At 45.2% G+C, this 20,970-nt stretch carries 14 protein-coding genes; 10 read left to right on the top strand and 4 right to left on the bottom strand.

Annotated features, from left to right (window positions below):
* Positions 1 to 31: 31 nt before the first annotated feature.
* The gene (locus ACQEXP_RS03935) at positions 32 to 2,029 is read right to left on the bottom strand and encodes a methyl-accepting chemotaxis protein (protein WP_426968558.1); all 1,998 of its coding nucleotides are present in this window, start codon (positions 2,027 to 2,029) and stop codon (positions 32 to 34) included.
* 454 nt (positions 2,030 to 2,483) lie between these two features.
* On the opposite strand from ACQEXP_RS03935, the gene ACQEXP_RS03940 reads away from it, so the two are divergent.
* A complete protein-coding gene (locus ACQEXP_RS03940; protein WP_426968346.1) occupies positions 2,484 to 3,950 on the top strand; it encodes a protein adenylyltransferase SelO in 1,467 nt (488 codons plus the stop codon).
* Here the strand turns inward: ACQEXP_RS03940 and ACQEXP_RS03945 are convergent.
* Positions 3,947 to 7,060 (bottom strand): response regulator, encoded by a 3,114-nt coding sequence (locus ACQEXP_RS03945; protein WP_426968348.1) that lies wholly within the window; start codon positions 7,058 to 7,060, stop codon positions 3,947 to 3,949. The genes ACQEXP_RS03940 and ACQEXP_RS03945 overlap by 4 nt on opposite strands.
* A gap of 290 nt (positions 7,061 to 7,350) precedes the next feature.
* Here ACQEXP_RS03945 and ACQEXP_RS03950 point away from each other — a divergent pair, with 290 nt between their 5' ends.
* The 9 genes from ACQEXP_RS03950 (at position 7,351) to ACQEXP_RS03990 (ending at position 17,474) form a co-directional block, all read left to right on the top strand.
* Complete coding sequence (locus ACQEXP_RS03950) at positions 7,351 to 8,073, top strand: response regulator (RefSeq protein ID WP_269376078.1); 723 nt, start codon at positions 7,351 to 7,353, stop codon at positions 8,071 to 8,073.
* Complete coding sequence (locus tag ACQEXP_RS03955) at positions 8,063 to 9,523, top strand: ATP-binding protein (RefSeq protein WP_426968350.1); 1,461 nt, start codon at positions 8,063 to 8,065, stop codon at positions 9,521 to 9,523. Before ACQEXP_RS03950 ends, ACQEXP_RS03955 begins: the two co-directional genes overlap by 11 nt.
* A gap of 143 nt (positions 9,524 to 9,666) precedes the next feature.
* Positions 9,667 to 10,914 (top strand): ABC transporter substrate-binding protein, encoded by a 1,248-nt coding sequence (locus ACQEXP_RS03960; RefSeq protein WP_426968351.1) that lies wholly within the window; start codon positions 9,667 to 9,669, stop codon positions 10,912 to 10,914.
* Between the two features lie 117 nt (positions 10,915 to 11,031).
* Positions 11,032 to 11,955, top strand: a complete 924-nt coding sequence (locus tag ACQEXP_RS03965) for a carbohydrate ABC transporter permease (RefSeq protein ID WP_269376075.1) — start codon at positions 11,032 to 11,034, stop codon at positions 11,953 to 11,955.
* A complete protein-coding gene (locus ACQEXP_RS03970; protein WP_006881279.1) occupies positions 11,952 to 12,809 on the top strand; it encodes a carbohydrate ABC transporter permease in 858 nt (285 codons plus the stop codon). The genes ACQEXP_RS03965 and ACQEXP_RS03970 overlap by 4 nt, the downstream gene beginning before the upstream one ends.
* A 5-nt stretch (positions 12,810 to 12,814) precedes the next feature.
* A complete protein-coding gene (locus ACQEXP_RS03975) occupies positions 12,815 to 13,930 on the top strand; it encodes an ABC transporter ATP-binding protein (RefSeq protein WP_426968354.1) in 1,116 nt (371 codons plus the stop codon).
* Positions 13,931 to 14,341: 411 nt separating this feature from the next.
* Complete coding sequence (locus ACQEXP_RS03980; RefSeq protein ID WP_426968356.1) at positions 14,342 to 15,337, top strand: TRAP transporter substrate-binding protein; 996 nt, start codon at positions 14,342 to 14,344, stop codon at positions 15,335 to 15,337.
* Positions 15,338 to 15,437: 100 nt separating this feature from the next.
* The gene (locus ACQEXP_RS03985; RefSeq protein ID WP_426968358.1) at positions 15,438 to 16,109 is read left to right on the top strand and encodes a TRAP transporter small permease; all 672 of its coding nucleotides are present in this window, start codon (positions 15,438 to 15,440) and stop codon (positions 16,107 to 16,109) included.
* A 3-nt stretch (positions 16,110 to 16,112) separates the two neighbouring features.
* Positions 16,113 to 17,474 (top strand): TRAP transporter large permease, encoded by a 1,362-nt coding sequence (locus tag ACQEXP_RS03990; protein ID WP_269376071.1) that lies wholly within the window; start codon positions 16,113 to 16,115, stop codon positions 17,472 to 17,474.
* A gap of 148 nt (positions 17,475 to 17,622) precedes the next feature.
* Here ACQEXP_RS03990 and ACQEXP_RS03995 read toward each other — a convergent pair whose 3' ends face one another.
* Positions 17,623 to 18,966 (bottom strand): sigma-54-dependent transcriptional regulator, encoded by a 1,344-nt coding sequence (locus tag ACQEXP_RS03995; RefSeq protein WP_138970768.1) that lies wholly within the window; start codon positions 18,964 to 18,966, stop codon positions 17,623 to 17,625.
* Positions 18,967 to 18,979: 13 nt separating this feature from the next.
* Complete coding sequence (locus tag ACQEXP_RS04000) at positions 18,980 to 20,758, bottom strand: sensor histidine kinase (protein WP_426968360.1); 1,779 nt, start codon at positions 20,756 to 20,758, stop codon at positions 18,980 to 18,982.
* Positions 20,759 to 20,970 lie beyond the last annotated feature (212 nt).

The following is a 20,970-nucleotide window of genomic DNA, read 5'->3' on the forward strand; positions in this document are numbered from 1 at the left end:
GCACATGGCCACTTTTTTTTGATTTGCTTCATTAAGCGAGTTTGAACTCTTGTAACTGCTCGTTGACTTCGTTCACTTCTTCTCGATAGCTCGCCACAATATCGTTCATTGTGTCAGCGAGATGCCCCGTAGTCTGGGCAATTTCAGTGAGAACATCGACATCCAGATCGACCGCTTCACTCGCTTTAGATTGTTCGACAGTTGAGTTAGCAATACTGGTGATGTGTTGATTCACCGTCTCAATCAATGTTTCTAGCTGAGAGACGCTGTTGTTTACCTCAGACACGGAATTAAAGGTAGAGTCTGTGGCTTCACGGCTCTTATGCATGTTGCTCACTGCTGTTTGAGTGTTGTTGGTGATATTTCCAAGCAGTTGAGAAATATGCTCCGTCGCCTCTTTACTGCGCTGAGCAAGATCTCTGACTTCGGATGATACCACTGCAAACCCACGCCCGTGTTCACCTGCACGAGCCGCTTCGATCGCTGCGTTGAGTGCGAGCAAATTGGTTTGTTCCGAGATGCCATTAATAGTATCAACAATCTTGCTCACGCTTTGGGCATCTTGCTCAAGCTGAAGCATACAGCTTTGCGTTTGTTCAATCTGGCTAACCAACGCTTTTACAATATCGTACGAAGCTTGGCTCTGTTGTTGGCAAGTCAGGACTTTGTTGGTCATCTGCTCGGTCTCTTCAAGAGCACGCTCAGAGGAGGCCGCAATTTCTAGACTCGACTGAGATAACTCGGTCATAGCGGTGGCAATGTTACTGCATTTATCCGCTGTCGCTCGGCTGCTGTCTCCTAGGTCGTCGGCGCCTTTCACCATTTGTGCCAGTCTTTCGTTACTGTGGCTATTGCTGTCGGTGACTTGAAGCAGCAAGCTCTTAATACTTGAGACTAGTCCGTTAACACTGAACGATATTTGTGACAGTTCGTTTTTACCTTCGGAGTTGAGTACCACGCTTAAGTTGTTGGTTTCTGACATATGTGCCAATTCAGAGGTCAGTTCACCAACGCGGGATTTAAGGCTTGAAAGACTAATGACCAAACCACCGATAAGAATGATACTTAAACAGAGTGTCGATGCGATCATTACGCTCATCTGCCACATTGCAGCATCAGCCTGCTGAGTTACAATGGTGGTCATTTTTTCCACTAGGCTATTGCGGATCTGATTGACCAATTTAATGCGTTCAGTCGCCGCGCCAAACCATGCTAACGCTGATGGGCCTTGCAGATTGTCTAGGCTATTTTTTTGCGCCAAATACTGCTCTTGGATCTCTTCAACTTGTTTCCAAATCGGATTTTGCTTCGCGTCATTAAACAGGGTTAAGTATTCGCTAGGCATGGTTAACATCGCGGCTCTTTCACTGTACTTACCCGAGTTAAGATAGTTTTCAATCGCCGTGTATTGACCTTGTGACGATTGCTTACGCGCGAATGCACCATTTAGAGCCCCGCGGACTTGTCCTGCTCTCTCTTTAATGGTCATGATAGAAGTCAGCGAGTTACCTAATCTAATGGTTTCAGAGTTCGCAACACCTGAGATAAGTAGTGTTGCATTGTCAATCGCAAGTTGGTTGAGATTCGAATAGTAGGCGAAAGGTGATCTTTGAGGAGATAAACGATCGACTTGGCTGCGAATATCATTGATCTGAGAAAGCTCGGAAAGGACAGATTGCTTAAGTTTGGTGGCTAGGTCAGTCGAGATATATTGTGGGCTAAAGGCTTTAAACGCGGAAATATGTTTATCTGCCGTGGTTCGTTGCTCTTTAAGTTTGGCGACTTGCTCAGATGCGCCTTTACTGCCTAATACACCAGCTGTCAGTCCACGTTCTACAGCAAGATTGTGGGCCAAGTTATCGTACAGCAATGTCAACTGAATGATTTCTTTGTCTTTGTTTGCTTGTTCTACCGTTGCCTTTTGATTGAGTGAAAGCTCTACAGACATCGACAATGCAAGGATCAGCGGAATAACCGCTAGAGCAGTAAATATATGATGAAGCGAGAATTTTTTCAAAAATGCTGTCATCATGGCCTCCTGACTAAATACGTTATAATAATGTTCCACTTATTGTATATGAACATAGTAAACTTTTAAGTGATTTACCCCCTATTGTTCTAATTATCCATAGTTAGAAAAGGGGAATAAAAAGTGTAGACGCTTGTCATAAAAATTTAATCTTAGTGTGCATTGTGAAAATATTGAAAATTCATCATATTGTAATGACTATGTAACAAAAAAGAGAGAGTGGTTTATGCAGCATCAAGAAATGATCCAACCTTCCAATTTTGGCGTTATCAGCCGCACTTGTCTGTTTTCATTGTTCGGCATTGTATTTGTGTTCAGTATTCTTTAGTTTTCTGAGTAAGCCTTGATGAGGAAGTAATTACTCACTTAAGTGTACGGAGACTCAAGGCAGCTCTGGATCTCACCCATTTGCTATGTTAGTTTCGCAGTGACTCATACTGTTAATGGTTTGTATATGTTTTCGCTGTCGTCACTTTCTCATCGTTTTGCCTCCTTACCAGATGTTTTTTATACGCCTGTCGCACCGCAACCTCTTGATAATACGCGTTGGATTATTTGGAACGGACAGTTTGCTGAGCAATTTAATTTGCCCCTACAGGCTCCTGACGGAGAGCTGAAACAGTTTCTGACGGGTGAATACATCATAGAAAACTCGCCGCCTGTTGCCATGAAGTATGCGGGGCACCAATTTGGTGTTTATAACCCTGAGTTAGGGGATGGCCGTGGTCTATTGCTCGGTGAGTTGACTAATCATCACAACGAAGTCTTTGACTTGCATATTAAAGGTGCCGGTTTAACGCCTTATTCACGGATGGGGGATGGCAGGGCAGTATTGCGCTCTACAATTCGTGAGTATCTATGCAGTGAAGCGATGGCAGGACTTGGTATCCCAACGACGCGAGCATTAGGGATGCTAGTGAGTGATACCCCTGTCTATAGAGAGAAGTGTGAGCAAGGTGCTCTGTTAATTAGAATGGCACGAAGTCATATTCGTTTTGGTCATTTCGAGCATTTCTTCTATACCAATCAACTTGATGAACTTCAGTTGCTGGCTGACAGAGTTCTTGAGTGGCACTTCCCCTCAGCACGGGACAGCGAGAAACCTTATCTCGCAATGTTTGATCAAATCGTCCAACGCACCGCAACAACGATAGCGCAATGGCAGGCGTATGGTTTTGCGCATGGAGTAATGAATACGGACAATATGTCCATCATTGGCGACACATTTGATTACGGGCCATTTGGTTTTCTTGACGATTATGACCCAAGTTATATTTGCAATCACTCTGACTACCAAGGGCGCTATGCATTTAATCAACAGCCACGCATTGCGCTTTGGAATCTATCTGCCTTAGCTCACAGTTTGTCTCCTCTTATATCGAGAGAGGATCTAGAACAAGCACTATCGCAGTTTGAGCCATTGTTAGGTCAAGAGTTTAGTCGTCTAATGCGAAGTAAATTGGGCATCAATAGTCAGCAGCAAAGTGACACACAGCTGTTTGGCGCAATGTTTGAGTTGTTACATCAACAGAGTATTGATTACACACGTTTTTTACGCGAATTGTCATCGATCGATATCAAAGGGACTCAAGCGGTACTGGATCTTTTTGTCGACCAGCAGGCGATAAATCAGTGGTTGGCACAATACCTAGAACGCTGTCAGCATGAACATAATGGTCATGGAGAGGTGGTTTCCGGAGCAGAACGTTGTGAAGCTATGCGTCGAGTAAACCCGAAGTACATCTTGCGTAACTATCTTGCTCAAATTGCAATTGATCGAGCAGAAGAGGGCGATTACAGCGAAGTAGAGCGCCTTGCCACTTTGTTGAGAAACCCTTTTGATGAGCAGCCTGAGATGAGTCAGTATGCCAACCTACCACCTGATTGGGGCAAAAAGATGGAGATTAGCTGCTCATCTTAATGGCGTGGGCTCCAAGCGATGAGTTTTTCTTTGAGTAGAGTACGGTTGATGGGTTTGGTTAGAAAGTCGTTCATGCCTGCTTTTCTGCAAGCAATACGGTCACTTTCCATCGCATTGGCAGTCAAAGCAATAATTGGAATGTTTTTCACGTCCTCACCACTTGCGCCATTGCGTATCCTATGAGTCGCTTCGTAGCCATCCATCACGGGCATTTGGCAATCCATTAAGACAATATCGTACGTGTTTGTTGAGGCGAGGAGGTCAAGTGCTTCTTTGCCATTTTCCGCGATGGTACTTTGTAGCCCCAATTTTTGCAGGATGCCCGAGATGACGATTTGGTTAACACGATTGTCTTCCACAACCAGTAGACGGATATTGGAATCCACCTCGATTTCAGGAGGTTTTTCCGTCTCCATCGCAGAGATGACGTTATGGGTCACCAGCTGTTTACCAGGAGCAAAATCTGGGCTGGCGATAACTTTCAAAGCGTTAAACAGATCGTGCGTAGTGGCGGGTTTAACGAAGTAGCCGCTAAAGCCAAGCTTCTGAAAGGCATTTTGCTGCGAAACGGCTTCGATTGAGGTCATCATGATCAGTTTTATCGACTCCGTTTCGGCTTGCTGTTTGAATTTTCTTGCGAGCTCCAGCCCATCACTCTCGGGCATTTGCATGTCGACAAATGCGATGTCGAACATGGCAAGATTGTCCTCAAAACGGCGCTGACATATCTCCAACGCCTCACTCGCACAAGATGCAGCAAGTGCTTTGGCTCCCCAATATTGCATCTGTCTCACAATGGCTTCTCTGTTTATTGCATTGTCGTCTATAACGAGGATCTCAAGCTGTGATATGTCGATACTTGGTATTACCTTCGTCGCTTGATTAGATTTTCCGACGAGAATATGGAACGAAAACTCACTGCCTTGACCAACTTGACTGGTCACACTGACGTCGCCATCCATGATTTGACAAAGTTGTTTGACGATAGCAAGTCCAAGTCCGGTACCGCCATACCGCCGTGTCGTAGACGCATCGACTTGGCTGAATTTATCAAACAGTGAACTGAGCCTGCTTGAGGGGATACCGATCCCTGAGTCCCGAATGCTCGCCTCAAGTCTCCACGTTGTTTCGTCATGTTCGTGGAGTCGAGTGGTAATGACAACTTCACCACGCTCCGTGAATTTAAGGGCGTTACTCACTAGGTTTGAGAAGATCTGCCGGATACGGGTACTATCCCCGAGGACCATTGAATGGTCGACGTCTATGGTATCGAGAATAATTTCGACATTGGGATTGGTTAAGCTCGCGGCCATCGACTCAGCAAACTCGCCTAGCATATGTCTCAGGTTGAAATGCTGTTTTTCGAGTTCGAGTTTGTTTGCGTCAATTTTCGAGAAATCAAGAATATCATTGAGTAGAGCGAGCAGTGATAGTGCGCTGCTATGGGCAAGGTAAGCCTGATGTGATTGCGAGTGGTTGAGGTCATTTTCTAGCAGCAAATCAAGCATACCAATAATGCCATTCATCGGCGTACGAATTTCGTGACTCATCACCGCAAGAAACTCACTTTTCGATTTCGCCGCCATTTCGGCCTGCTCTTTGGCATTAATAAGTTCAAGCTCGGCCTTTTTCTGGATGGAGATATCTTTAATCAAACCAGAGAAAAGAGTGCCATCAGCCGTATCGACCCGCGCGATAGAAAGAAGAATTGGGAATGTTTGGCCTTGCTTATCTATTGCCTCAAGTTCACGCCCAAGACGGCCATCCTTGTTGGTCACACCGATGATCTTGCCGTGCCCAGTTGCGAGATATGAGTCGATATGGTTTTGGTGTATCGCGGCTTGTTTGGCAGGCATGAGAACCTCTACTGGCATGCCTATCGCCTCTTGTTCTGAATAGCCAAACATTCGTTGTGCAGCTTGGTTGAAGCTAAGAATTCGCCCCTGTTTATCTATGGTTACGATGCCATCGGCCGCGGTATCCAAAATGGCCTCTAGCTTTTGACTGAGCAGGCTTTGTTGCTGTTCTGATTGGCGTTTTAAGTCAATCTCTTCATCGAGTCGTTTTAACGATATTGTGTTGTTTTTTAGCCTTTCTAATAAAAGGTTTATCGCTGACACGATGGAATTTATTTCTATCGTACTAGAAGGTGGCAGCGGATTGGTTTCTCGCTGAGAACTCAGTGCCAGAATGTGTTTATTAAGAGACTTAATTGGCTGAACGATGGAGGCTCGCAGTGCGAACCACATTGTCAGGGTGAGTAAAATGGCGGAGGTAGCAAACATGACCAGCATGGTGTGCTTAATGTCGTCTAAGCTTTTTAACGCTTGTGACGCATTAAAAGTCACGGTAATCAGGTAGTTGGACTGGTCAAAGAACATGTCTTTGCTTGCCGTGATGGTTTCCGTTTCGTTTAAGACTCTGCCTACCGTTACTTGGATGTCGGTACTAATTTCGTCGGCCAGTTTTATTTGGGATATGGGGTAGTAGGCCCGTTCTAAACGGCCATATGTGGTATTAAGGAGCTCAAGCATGCTCTTGTGCCAATCGAAAGAGATGACGATCCAGCCCAAGATTTCACTGCGCATAAAAATCGGGCTAACAATCCACTGAGAAACTAAAGGCTGTTGGGATAAAAACGGATCTTCGCTCGGCGTGCTGATGACAGTGTTTCTCGTCAGTAATGAAGCGAAGTTATCATTATTAGCGATGTTGTAGTTGAGCCATTGGTCGCCAGCAAATTCGTTGTTGAGATAATTCACTGTAGAAGTGGAGAATACGCGGCCTTGAGAGTCGAGGATAAAGATATAGTTGATAAACTGTCCGTTGGTTATCGTGTCGTCCAGTTCTAGCGATACTCCCTGATTTGAGCCTGATTCTAGTGCTTTAATGACGTTGTGATTTCTCGCATTCAGGGTGGAGATTGAACTCATGCGTTGGTTGTATCCGTCGATTGTTCCTTCAGTGAGCTCTAATGATCCGCTGAGTTGCTGGTGGGCTTTATCCTGCAATACTCGCTCAGAGAAACCAACAATATAAATCCCCGTCCCAACAAAAATGGCCAGAGTTAACAAAACGATAATCAGAAGCAGTTTCCGAGTCAGCGGCATAGATCATTCATTAAAATTGATAGACTAAATCGCTGTAGGTTGGGCTGAAAACAGACATTAAGCGCATCGTTTGGGGCCGTTTTCATCGTAAACACCGCAGCAAAAAGAGGTTTTATTGTTTTAGCTTAGACCCAAAGTCATATATTAGAAGGTTCGATTATTCGTTTTTTGTTAATAAGATGTGATGTGAGTCCGCAAGGGGTTCAAATTCTACGTAATATCCTATAAATCACCGAATAAGAACTGTTTACACTCCTCAGTATTAAAGTCGCTCAGTAGTAGGTAGGGGTATGTCAGCTAAAATTCTTGTTGTCGATGATGATCAAGAGATTTGTGAGTTATTGGAAGAATACCTGACGAAGCAAGGTTATCAGGTTGACGCGGTCAATGACGGCGAACAGATGAAGTTGTATCTTGAACAACAGGGTTACCCTGAACTTATCCTGCTTGATGTGATGTTGCCGGGAGATGATGGTTTTACTTTGTGTCAGCAAGTGCGCCGCCACTCTTCTGTCCCCATCATTATGCTCACTGCGGTCTCCGATGATACCGATCAGATCATCGGCCTTGAAATTGGTGCCGATGACTATATCGCAAAACCGTTCAATCCACGCCACCTCACCGCGCGGATAAAAGCCGTGTTGCGCCGAGTTAACGTAGCAGAAGAACTGCCTGCCAGTGCTACCGCTAAAACCATCGTATTTGGTGATTGGAAATTGGATCCCTTGGCACACAGAATTACTCATGTCGAGACCCATGAGTCTCATGACTTGTCAGGCAGCGACTTTGCATTGCTGATGCTCTTTCTTAAACGTCCAAATGAAGTTCTTGACCGGGACACCATCTCTTTCGCGACTCGCGGTCGAGAAGCGTTGCCCTTTGAACGCGGTATCGATGTTCAGCTTAGCCGATTGCGCCAAAGATTAGGTGATAGTGCAAGATTTCCGCATTACATCAAAACCATGCGTGGCAATGGCTATATTCTTGCGGTGCCTGTGAGTTATGAGCAATAAATTGCAAAATTGGTTACGCCGTTTCAAGCCCAATTCGCTAGTAAGCCGAACTCTGGGGTTAACGCTGTTGGCGGTTGCGCTCGCTCAAGGTGTAGCGACGACAATTTGGTACGCCGAGTCGAAACAGAAGGAGCTGGAAGGTATTCGCTCTGCTTCTGAAAGCATGGCAAATATGTTCTCTTCGACCGTGACCTTCTTTCAATCTTTGCCGGTCAAGTATCGCCATATTGTATTGGACCAAATCCGAAATATGGGCGGGACTCGTTTTTTCGTCTCATTCAATAAAGAGCAGCTAGTCGTCGAGCCGATAGAGGATACCCCGCTGAAATTGGCTTCATTGCAAGCAATTGAAAGTGTGTTAGCCAAAAAGTTACCTAAGGTGGAGTCGATTCAAGTCGACTTTTCTCATCCAGATAACTTAAGGCTCCTCAAAAATGATATTTATCTGCATGATTTACCTAAGTCGTGGGCTCACCATACGCTGACACTCAATCCCATTGATCCACCGATTCTCGTGGTACAAATTGAGCTTAAAACACATGAGTGGGTCTATATTGCGGCTTTATTACCCGCGCCTTATGTCACCCTTGACGATACTTTGATCGGTCGTGAACAGATGATGTTTCTGCTCTTCTCTACCACGATTTTATTGTTTCTTACTTATTTGTTGGTACGGCGTCAGGTTAAGCCACTCAAGCGATTAGCTAAGGCCGCGAATGAGATGAGCATGGACATCGATCAAGCGCCTATAAAGGAAGAGGGGGCGAGCGAATTGATTACCGCGACGCGTGCATTTAATCGTATGCAGCAGCGGATACGCCGTTATGTGGCGGATAGGGAGCATCTTTTCTCGGCGATTTCCCATGACCTGAAAACCCCCATCACACGCTTAAGGCTGAGGGCTGAGTTGCTTGAAAGCGACACCAAACGCGACAAGTTCAATCGTGACCTTGATGAACTAGAAATGATGGTTAAAGGGGCGTTGCAGTGTGTTCGTGACACCGACCTACATGAAAACAATGCTTACATTGATCTTAATGAGATGATACTGAGTGTGATTGAACCATTAAACCAACACCAGCAAACGGTTGAGTTTGATCCTTATCCAATTGAGCCAATTGTTGCGAAACCACTAGCGATCAAGCGAGTGATCAGTAATTTAGTCGATAACGCAGTGAAATATGGTCATCGTGCTGAGATTGAAGTGATCACCAATCAGGAGTGGGTCAGTGTTGTCATTGAGGATCATGGTCCAGGTATTCCTGAAGATAAGCTCGAAGCCGTTTTTGAACCCTATTTTAGATTGGCAAATGATGAAAATGGACATGGCTTAGGCTTAGGTATCTGCCGGAATATTCTTCACGGACATGGCGGAGATCTCATTATTGACAACTTACCCAGAAAAGGGCTACGCGCCCAAATCTATATTCCATCGAACCTAGAGGTGTAATGTAACATAGTTGTTACATGGCATTTACCGTTTGTTTCAATCTTAAATTTCAATTTGGATAGACTCTGTTTAGTACAAGCAAGAACGCTTGGGGTCATTGAGCTGTTGGCCTGAATGTCTAATCCAATACATGGAAGATAATAATGAAACTTAATAAAACCCTACTTACCCTCTCTCTATTGTCTGCTGCTAATGTTGCAACTGCTGGTGAAGTTGAAGTTCTTCACTGGTGGACTGCGGGCGGTGAAGCAAAATCTGCTGCTGTTCTTAAAGAGATGCTAGAAGAGCAAAACCACTCTTGGAAAGATTTCGCAGTAGCTGGTGGTGGCGGTGAATCTGCTATGACGGTTTTGAAAACTCGTGCTGTATCAGGTAATCCACCATCAGCAGCTCAAATCAAAGGTCATGACATTCAGGAGTGGGGCGGTCTTGGTTTCCTGACTTCTCTTGAGAGCACTGCAAAACAAGAAAAATGGGATGAAATCCTACCTTCAGTAGTCACTAAAGTGATGAAATACAACGGTGAGTACGTCGCAGTGCCAGTGAACGTTCACCGCGTTAACTGGATTTGGGCTAACCCTGAAGTGCTTAAGAAATCGGGCGTAGAGTTGCCAACCACATTGGATGAATTCTTTGCTGCGGCCGAAAAAATTAAAGCCGCTGGTTTTGTACCACTCGCACATGGTGGCCAGCCTTGGCAAGATGCCACTGTATTCGAAGCAGTCGCACTGGATGTGTTAGGTAGTGAAGACTACAACAAAGCGTTTGTAGACCTAGACATGGATGTGCTTTCTGGTGACAAGATGGTGGAAGTGTTCACCAAGTTCAAGAAGATGCGTGACTACATCGATGCAAACTCACCAGGACGTGACTGGAACGTCGCAACCTCAATGGTGATTAACGGTGAAGCGGCGATGCAAATCATGGGTGACTGGGCGAAAGGTGAATTTACCGCAGCAGGCAAAGTGCCAGGCAAAGATTACATCTGTGCACCTGCTCCAGGTACGGATGGACAGTTCACGTTCAACATCGACAGCTTCGCTTTCTTCGAGCTTAGCAACAAAGACAATCAGAAAGCTCAGCAAGACCTAGCTCGTACAATCCTAACTAAAGAGTTCCAAGAGGTGTTTAACCTAAACAAAGGTTCAATTCCTGTGCGTCTAGATATGGATATGTCTAAGTTTGACCAGTGTGCACTGGACTCTATGGCGACATTTAAGGCGAGTGCTCAGTCTGGTGACCTAGTACCAAGTATGGCACACGGTCTATCAACAACGAGCTATGCACAAGGCGCCATCTACGACGTAGTGACCAACTTCTTCAATGATGATAAAGCGGATCCTAAGCAAGCAGCTCAAAAACTTGCTAAGGCCGTTAAAGCAGCCATTTAAACTTCGCTAGTTTAAGTACACCCCCAAAGGGCAGGCAGGCTTGTGGGGAGCCTGTCTGCCCTTTCTCTATTACCTGATCAGGAATTTGATTAGGGTCTTATGACGTAAGGACTCGTTATGGAGCATGTTGTCAATCGGTCTGATAAGAAGTCTAAAGCCAAGGTTAACCTAGGTGACCGACTTCAACATTGGCTACCGAAAATCGTTCTTGCCCCGACAGTGCTTGTGACTGTGGTTTGTATCTATGGTTACATTTTCTGGACGGCGGCACTTTCAATGACCAACTCGCGCTTTCTGCCTAGCTTTAACTTCGTGGGTTTTGCCCAGTATGAAAAGCTAATGGAGAACGACCGTTGGATCACATCCATCACAAACCTTGGTATTTTTGGCCTGCTGTTTATGTTGGTGGCGATAGGTTTGGGAGTGGCTTTGGCTATCTTCCTCGACCAGAACATCCGCCAAGAAGGGGCGATTCGTACGATTTACCTTTACCCGATGGCGCTGTCGTTCATCGTTACCGGTACGGCGTGGAAGTGGATTCTTAACCCGGGATTAGGTATCGAAAAATTAATGCAGGACTGGGGCTTTACTGAGTTCAAATTTGATTGGTTGGTTAACTCGGATATGTCTGTTTATACCTTGGTCATCGCCGCGGTGTGGCAGTCCTCTGGCTTTGTAATGGCGATGTTTTTAGCCGGCTTGCGTGGTATCGACTCTTCGATCATAAAAGCGGCGCAAATTGATGGCGCAAGTTTACCGACGATCTACTGGCAAATCATTATGCCGTGTTTGCGCCCGGTATTTTTCAGCGCGGTGATTATTACCTCGCATATTGCAATCAAGAGCTTTGACTTGGTGACCGCTATGACTGCCGGTGGACCTGGTTACTCTTCCGATCTGCCTGCGCTATTTATGTATGCTCACTCATTTACTCGTGGTCAGATAGGTCTGGGTGCGGCGAGTGCGATGATGATGCTAGCGGGTATCTTAGCCATCTTAGTACCTTATCTGTACTCTGAACTTAGGGAGAAAAAATCATGATGCGTAGTGTGAATTTCTCTCGACTATTTATCTATTCGACACTGGTGTTCTTCTGTCTGGTTTACCTGATGCCACTGTTCGTAATGTTCATTACCTCCTTTAAAACCTTGCCAGATATCAAAGCGGGTAACTTGATGAGCTTACCGACTGAGTGGGTGTTCGACGCTTGGTTTAAAGCTTGGGACAGTGCTTGTACTGGTGTTAAGTGTGAAGGTGTTAAAGGTTACTTCTGGAATTCTTTCCAGATGGTTATTCCGGCAGTGGCAATCTCAACTCTTTTAGGTGCGTTTAATGGTTACGTTGTGACCAAATGGCAATTCCGTGGTTCTAATCTGTTTTTCAGCCTATTGCTGTTCGGTTGTTTCATTCCGTTCCAAGTCATCCTACTGCCAATGGCAGCAGTACTTGGCAAGTTAGGTTTGGCGAATACAACGGCTGGGCTGGTGATTGTTCACGTTATCTACGGTATGGCGTTTACGACACTGTTCTTCCGCAACTTCTATATCAGCATCCCTGATGAACTGGTTAAAGCGGCGAAGCTGGATGGTGCAGGTTTCTTCACTATTTTCTTCAAGATCCTGTTACCAATATCAACGCCTATCATCATGGTGACCGTGATTTGGCAGTTCACAGCGATTTGGAATGACTTCCTGTTCGGGGTGGTTTATTCAGGCTCAGAAACTCAACCAATAACTGTTGCACTCAATAACTTGGTTAACACCAGTACTGGTGTTAAAGAGTACAACGTTGATATGGCTGCGGCGATTATCGCGGCGCTGCCAACACTATTAGTTTATGTATTAGCAGGAAAATACTTTGTTCGCGGCCTAACGGCTGGGTCGGTAAAAGGATAATTATCATGGCAACACTCGAACTTAAACAGATCCGTAAAACCTACCCGAAAGCGGAGCAAGAAACCTTAAAGGGTATCGACATTAACATTGATTCAGGTGAGTTCCTGATCTTGGTTGGGCCTTCGGGTTGCGGTAAATCGACCTTGATGAACACCATTGCTGGATTGGAAAACATCAGTTCTGGTGAAATTGTTATCGATGGAAAAGATGTCTCTCAGGTTGAACCCAAAGATCGCGACATTGCTATGGTGTTCCAGTCTTATGCGCTTTACCCAAATATGACGGTTCGCGGCAATATTGAGTTTGGTTTGAAAATTCGCAAGATGCCTAAGGCTGAGATTGATGAAGAAGTTGAGCGAGTTGCAACCATGCTGCAAATTGATCATCTGTTAGACCGTAAACCATCACAGCTTTCGGGTGGTCAGCGTCAACGTGTCGCAATGGGACGCGCACTGGCCCGTCGCCCTAAGCTATATCTGTTTGATGAACCATTATCGAACCTTGATGCGAAACTTCGTGTAGAGATGCGCCATCAGATTAAGCGTCTTCATCAACAGCTTAAAACGACCATTGTGTACGTAACCCACGACCAGATTGAAGCGATGACTCTCGCGGACCGTATTGCAGTTATGAAGGATGGTGAACTTCAGCAGCTAGGTACTCCGCAAGAGATTTACAACAAGCCAACCAATATGTTTGTCGCAGGTTTTATGGGTTCACCGTCGATGAACTTCATCAAAACTATGGTCGATCTGGATGTGCAGGATAACCCAGTGATCAAAGTGAAAGGCAGCAACGGTCAAGAACATCACATTAGTTTGCCGGCATCAATGCGTGAACAAGATGGACGAGAGATCGTTATTGGGCTTCGTCCAGAACACATTACAGATAGCGAGAATGTAGATTCACAAGCAAGCACCAAGCTTGATCTGATGCTGGAAGTTTTGGAGCCAACGGGTCCAGATACGATTGCGATGATCAAAGTCAACGAGCAAGAAGTCGCGTGTCGTCTTTCTCCTGAGTTTGATGTGGTTGCAGGCCAAGTGGCACCATTGCACTTTGATCTCTCTAAAGCGGTGTTCTTTGATGCAACAACAGAGAAACGCATCGACTTTCATTAATGATTAATTTGTTAACAATATTGTTAGTAAAATGCACATAGTCGACTATGCTTAGAGCTATAGCATGAACGAGCTTCATGCACATTTGAGGGGAGATGGGCGATTTCGTCTCCTTATTGCTCGTCGAATCTCTAGTAACAAAAATGGCAGCCCTTGGGCTGCCATTTGTTTTTTATAATGAGTCTTTGTTAAATATGTGTAAATTCACCCGTTGTGATAAATATGATGGGTGGAAATCCACCCATTTTTTTGAAAAGTGTGATTTAAAAATAGCTGGTAGGAGAGAGGGTTTTTATTAACTTTATGATTTTTAAATGTTTTTGTAATTAGTTTAAAGTTGGCTTAGTTATTGCCCTTATAGAAATATCAACACCCAGTGATGGGGTTGTTCATTTAACAAGGAGAATAATAATGTTTAAGCCATTGACCCTACTATCTGCATCGATTCTTGCTGTGACCAGTTTCAACGCTGCGGCTAACTGTGATCCAGGTGAAACAGTGATTAAATTCAGTCACGTAACGAATACAGATAAGCACCCGAAAGGTATCGCGGCTTCATTACTTGAAAAACGTGTTAATGAAGAGATGAACGGTAAAGTTTGTCTTCAGGTATTCCCTAACTCAACACTGTATGATGATGACAAAGTTCTAGAAGCGCTTCTTAACGGTGACGTGCAACTTGCTGCCCCTTCTCTATCAAAGTTTGAAAAGTTCACGAAGAAGTACCGTATTTTCGACCTACCATTCCTATTTGAAGATGTAGAAGCGGTTGACCGTTTCCAAAACTCAGAAGCGGGTGAGAAGCTGAAAAATGCGATGAAACGTCGCGGTCTTCAAGGTCTAGCGTTCTGGCACAACGGCATGAAACAGATGTCTGCTAACAAGCCACTTATCACTCCTGAAGATGCAAAAGGTCTGAAATTCCGCGTGCAAGCATCAGATGTTCTTGTTGCTCAGTTTGAGCAATTAGGTGCCAACCCTCAGAAAATGTCATTCAAAGAAGTTTACGGTGGTCTACAAACTAAAGTTATCGATGGTCAAGAAAACACTTGGTCTAACATCTACGGTAAAAAATTCTTCGAAGTTCAAGACGGTATCACGGAAACAAACCACGGTATTCTTGATTACCTAGTCGTTACCTCGAACGACTTCTGGAAAGGTCTACCAGACGACCAACGTCAGCAGCTTGCCACAATCATTGAAGAAGTGACGACTGAGCGTAATGCTGAATCTTCTCGTGTCGACCTAGCGAACAAAAATAACATCATCGAAGCGGGTGGTGTCGTTCGTACCTTGACTGCCGAAGAGCGCCAACAGTGGGTAACTGCGCTTCAGCCAGTATGGAAGAAGTTCGAGAAAGATATCGGCTCTGACCTGATCGACGCGGCTGTCGCATCAAATAAATAATAACAATTTCCCCTAACCTTTGGCCCTCTTAGTATCTCTTTCTTCTCGGGATATATCGGGAAGAGGGCCTTTCTTTTCTTTTGAGAAAGTGAAGTAACTTATGGAACAGTCTATTTTTGCCAGAATTGGCAAGGTGACAGACGCAATCGAGGAAACTCTTATCGCGTTCTTCTTGGGTGCGATGACCATGCTCACCTTTGCCAATGTAGTATTTCGCTACGTATTTAATGACAACATTTTATGGGCACTTGAGCTAACCGTGTTCATGTTCGCTTGGATGGTACTCGTCGGGGCATCATACGGCGTGAAAAAACATTTTCACATTGGTGTTGATGTTGTTATTAACCTAGCGCCAGACCATCTGCGTAAAGTTTATGCGCTGATCGCTGCGGCATCCTGTTTGGCTTTTTCAATCTTGCTGCTTATTGGCTCTTGGAACTACTGGTACCCGTTCGCAACTGAACGTGCATGGTATGAAACCGACGATATTCCGATGCCGGAAATATTGCAGTTTTTGGCTGACTGGTTGAATGAAGGTGAGCGTTACGAAAAATTACCTCGATTCATTCCGTACATGGCACTGCCTATAGGTATGGCGTTACTCACTTTCCGCTTTGTTCAAGTTACGTTGCAAATTATTACTGGTAAGTTGGACCGCTTGATCGCAGGTCATGAGGCTGAAGAAGAGCTCGAAGCTCTGAAAGAGGAACTCAAAGACGCTGGAGAAGTAATGGAACCAAAAAGCAATAACAACCAGAGCAAGGAGGGCTAAGCCATGGAAATTCTATTCTTATTCATCATGGTGATTGGCTTTATGCTTGTGGGTGTGCCAATTGCTATTTCCCTTGGTTTATCGAGCATTATTTTCCTGATGATGCACTCTGATGCGTCACTTGCTTCCGTTGCTCAGACCTTATTTAATGCATTTGCTGGCCACTACACGCTACTCGCGATTCCATTCTTTATTCTTGCCTCTAGTTTTATGTCTACGGGTGGGGTTGCTAAACGTATTATCCGTTTCGCTATTGCCATGGTTGGCTGGTTCCGTGGCGGTCTCGCAATGGCATCGGTTGTTGCGTGTATGATGTTTGCCGCACTGTCTGGTTCATCGCCGGCGACCGTTGTAGCCATCGGTAGTATTGTTATCGCAGGTATGATTAAAAACGGTTACTCAAAAGAGTTCGCGGCTGGGGTTATCTGTAATGCAGGTACGCTTGGTATTTTGATCCCGCCTTCTATCGTGATGGTGGTTTACGCTGCGGCTACGGATGTATCGGTTGGTCGTATGTTCCTAGGTGGCGTGATCCCAGGTCTTCTGGCTGGGGTGATGCTGATGATTGCCATCTACATCGCTGCGCGTGTTAAGAACCTTCCAAAACAGCCGTTTGTTGGTTGGAAGGAGATGTTCGATTCAGCAAAAGATGCGAGCTGGGGCTTATTACTGGTCGTTATTATCCTAGGGGGTATATACGGTGGGGTATTTACGCCAACAGAAGCGGCAGCGGTGGCGGCGGTTTACTCGTTCTTAATCGCGAACTTTATCTACAAGGATATGGGCCCGTTTGCTGATAAGGAAAATACCAAGCCTGTATTGGTTAAAGTCGTTCAAGCCTTTGTGCATAAAGACACCAAACATACGCTTTATGACGCCGGTAAACTGACTATCATGCTACTGTTTATCATTGCCAATGCTTTGATCCTCAAGCACGTGCTCACAGAAGAGCGTATTCCTCAGATGATTACTGAGTCGATGTTGTCTGCTGGTCTTGGTCCGATTACCTTCCTGATTGTGGTCAACCTACTGTTGTTGATTGGCGGTCAGTTTATGGAGCCATCGGGCCTACTTATCATCGTTGCACCTCTGGTGTTCCCGATAGCTATTGCACTAGGCATTGACCCTATTCACCTAGGTATCATGATGGTCGTGAACATGGAGATAGGGATGATCACGCCGCCCGTTGGTCTCAACCTGTTTGTTACCGCAGGGGTCGCTAAGATGTCGATGATGCAAGTGGTGAAAGCCGCCTTGCCTTGGGTTGGGGTCATGTTCTTGTTCTTGATTATCGTGACTTATGTTCCTTGGGTGTCAACGTGGTTACCAACCACCCTGATGGGACCTGAAATCATCACCAAATAACTGAACTAAAAAAAGAAAGCCCCGAATAACTCGTTATTCGGGGCTTTGTTCTTAGGACAGTGGATGAACTAAATTCTTAGCTCATTTGTATCAGTTCCTTTTGATGAATCTAACTTAACGCTTTTAGTCTGAATACAGGATGAACCGTTTATTCACCTTTATAGTTACTTTTATCCAAACCGTATTTTTGCATCTTGTCATATAGAGTTTTACGCGCGAGTTGCAACCTATCCATGGTCTGCTTGATACTGCCATGACACTGGTTAAGCGCTTGTTCTATAACACTCTTTTCAAATTCTGCAATTTGTTCGGCGAGGCTCATTTCTCGGCTTGCAAACGCAGACTCTGAATCAAATTGAGTTAATCTTCCCAATAGGACAAAACGTTCGGCGGCATTTCTGAGTTCGCGAACGTTCCCCGGCCAATCGTGCGTCATCAGTTGATGAATTTGCTGAGTTTCGATAGCTGGTGCGGACTTGCCATAGCGTGAAGCGGCAACCAGCAAAAAGTGATGAAATAGAGTTGGAATATCTTCCTTACGCTGCCTGAGCGGAGGAAGCTCTAGAGTGACCACATTCAGTCGATAGTAGAGATCTTCGCGAAATGAACCCTCAGCTGCCGCCTGTTTTAAATCGACCTTAGTCGCGGCAATGACGCGAATATCGATAGGAACCAGTTCGTTGGAGCCCACACGTTCGATGACCCTCTCTTGCAAAACCCGCAGTAAACGAATCTGCGCTTGAAGGGGCATTGATTCAATTTCATCGAGAAAAAGTGTACCGCCTTGAGCATGTTCGAATTTACCCACTCGTTTTGAGTCTGCACCCGTAAAAGCGCCTTTCTCGTGGCCGTAAAGTTCACTTTCAATCAAGTTTTCTGGTACGGCACCACAGTTGATCGCTACGAAGTTATTGTCGCGTCGAGAGCTTTGCTCATGAATAGAACGAGCAAACAGCTCTTTACCTGTACCGGTCTCGCCGAACAGTAAGATGTCCGCATTGGTGTCAGCAATATGGACGATGGTATCGCGGAGGAGTTGAATAGAAGGGGTGTCACCGATGATGCGAGGGCCCAGCGCTTGACTCGCTTTAAGGCTGCGTTTTAATTCTTGGTTCTCTAAAGTGAGTTCGCGTTTTTCCAACGCGCGTCTGGTGGTATCGATCAAACGATCAATTGGGAAGGGCTTCTCAATAAAGTCATACGCGCCATTGCGTAGGGCATTAACTGCCATCGAGATATCGCCATGCCCCGTTATCAGAATGACCGGAATGTTTTCGTCTTGGTGCAGTATGCTGGATAGAATATTTTCGCCAGACAAACCAGGTAAGCAGATATCGGTGATTACGACTTTCGGTAGACCGTCACTTTTTATCGCCAACAGAGCATCTTCAGCGTTAGCAAAAAAACGGGCACTGATATCCTCCAGCTCGAAACTCTGTTCGATCGCTAGGCGAATATCGCTTTCATCATCAATGAAGATAACATCGTACATCTTAATTCCTTGATTAGGCATCGACGGGGAGAGTGATTACAAATCGGGCGCCTCCCAGAGGCGAGTCCGCGACGTCGAGTTCCCCTCCCATCGCTTGGGTGATCTGTTGTGAAATTGATAGCCCCAATCCAAGTCCATTCTTCTTCGTAGTATAGAAAGGCTCAAACAGTTGATGTTGCTCACTATAAGCGATACCGGGTCCATTATCATCGACAAAAATGTGCAGTTGGCAATTGGACACCGAGGTCGAGATCTTAATACTGCGTTTCTCTTGTTCCTCGACCGCTTGCATTGCATTGGTAACAAGGTTGATTAGTACTTGCTCAAATTGTATTGGATTGACTTCCACAGCGGGCAATGTTTCGTCAAGTTCAAGAATGAGCTCAACCTGTTTGGCCTTGCACTGGGGAGAGAGTAACTCTTTCGCCGACCAAATCAGTGGCTTCACGTCCAGTTTGCTCACATCATTACTGTCACTTTTACGGGCGAACGTGCGCAACTGGTTACTGATTTTTGCCATGCGCTCCGTTAGAGCAGAAATACGTGAGAGGTTATCATCGACTCGATCGTAACTTTCTCTCTCCAAAAACCGCCGTCCATTGTCAGCAAAGCTGCGTATTGCTGCGAGGGGATTATTGAGCTCGTGACTGATACTGGCTGACATTTGCCCCAATACCGCCAATTTAGCTGCCTGAATCAGCTCATTTTGTGTTTGGCGTAGCACTTGCTCCGTTTTGCTTCTTTCACTGATTTCAGCTTGAAGTTCAGAGGTTCGTTCCATAACAAGAAACTCAAGCTTCTGCTTCGCTTCTGACTGTAACTGTTCGAATTGACGCTTTTTCAGTTGACGCTGGTGTACCAGTGCAAACGAGAGATACGCAATGACGAACATTAAACTGATTACGAGCGAGTAACTCAGCATGGACCATAACAGGGTCACTTTAGAGGTGAGGACACGCAGCGTTAAGTTGTGTTTATCCAGTGAACGAGATGAAACGAGATAGTCGTTTTCAAATCCAGATAGGTTAGGGTTTCTCAGCTCGGAATGTTCCTGAGTTAGATCTCCCACCAGACCAAATGAGCGGATCGGTGTATCCAGATATTGGCGACTGTTAAGGATGGACTGGCGAGCTGATTCTGAGAGCGTGGTTAGACTCTTAAATAGCCAGTCATCGTTGCTTGACATAAAAATCACGTTATTGGCGTCTGTAGCAACAAAGATATTGTTCTTGTCCTGCCAGTTAGCTTCAATCGCAGTCAAATCCATTTTAATAACGATCACGCCGATGATTTCGGCCGCATAAGTGACTGGGTACGAAAAGTAATAACCACGCTGTTTTGAGCTAGAACCAAGCGCAAAGTATTGGCTAGGCTTACCGAGAATCGCGTCGGAGAAATAGGGACGCCAAGCATAGTTTCGACCGATAAAGGAGCGTTCTAAGTCCCAGTTACTTGATGCGATGGTATTGCCAAACTCGTCGAGCAGATAGGCGTCAGTCGACTGGATCGTTTGGTTGATGTGCTGCAAATAACGGTTGGTCAAATCGATTTGGGCGGAGTTATTAGGCGACTGAAGTGCGGAAATTAACTCACTATCTTTAGCAATCAATTGTGGCAGGTGTGCGTATTTGTCCAATTTGCTGGAAATGAACTCAGCAAAGCGTTCGAGTTGTTCCTTATGCGTTACGATAAGGTTGTTCTCGCTTGAATTCCAAATCCAACTAGAGCCACCTACGATCGCAATTACGTACAGAACAAGCAGAGAGAACTTACCCCGTCGATACGTCAACATTTTAATCCTTGCCAAACTACATCACTCCGCCATAGCGTAAATGTTTTTGTTACAAATGTGTTTACTCATCATGATAAATTGAGTGATAAAACCGGACTTAGATCGACTTTTAATCTTTAATCAAAAAAAAACGTTAGTTTCCATTGAAAAAGGCATTAATGTCCCCATTTCTGGAAACAAAGACTGCTTTATTGGTGTTTTTTTTAGCAGTT

It is taken from the genome of Vibrio sp. TRT 1302 (assembly GCF_050113875.1).
Lineage (GTDB): Bacteria > Pseudomonadota > Gammaproteobacteria > Enterobacterales > Vibrionaceae > Vibrio.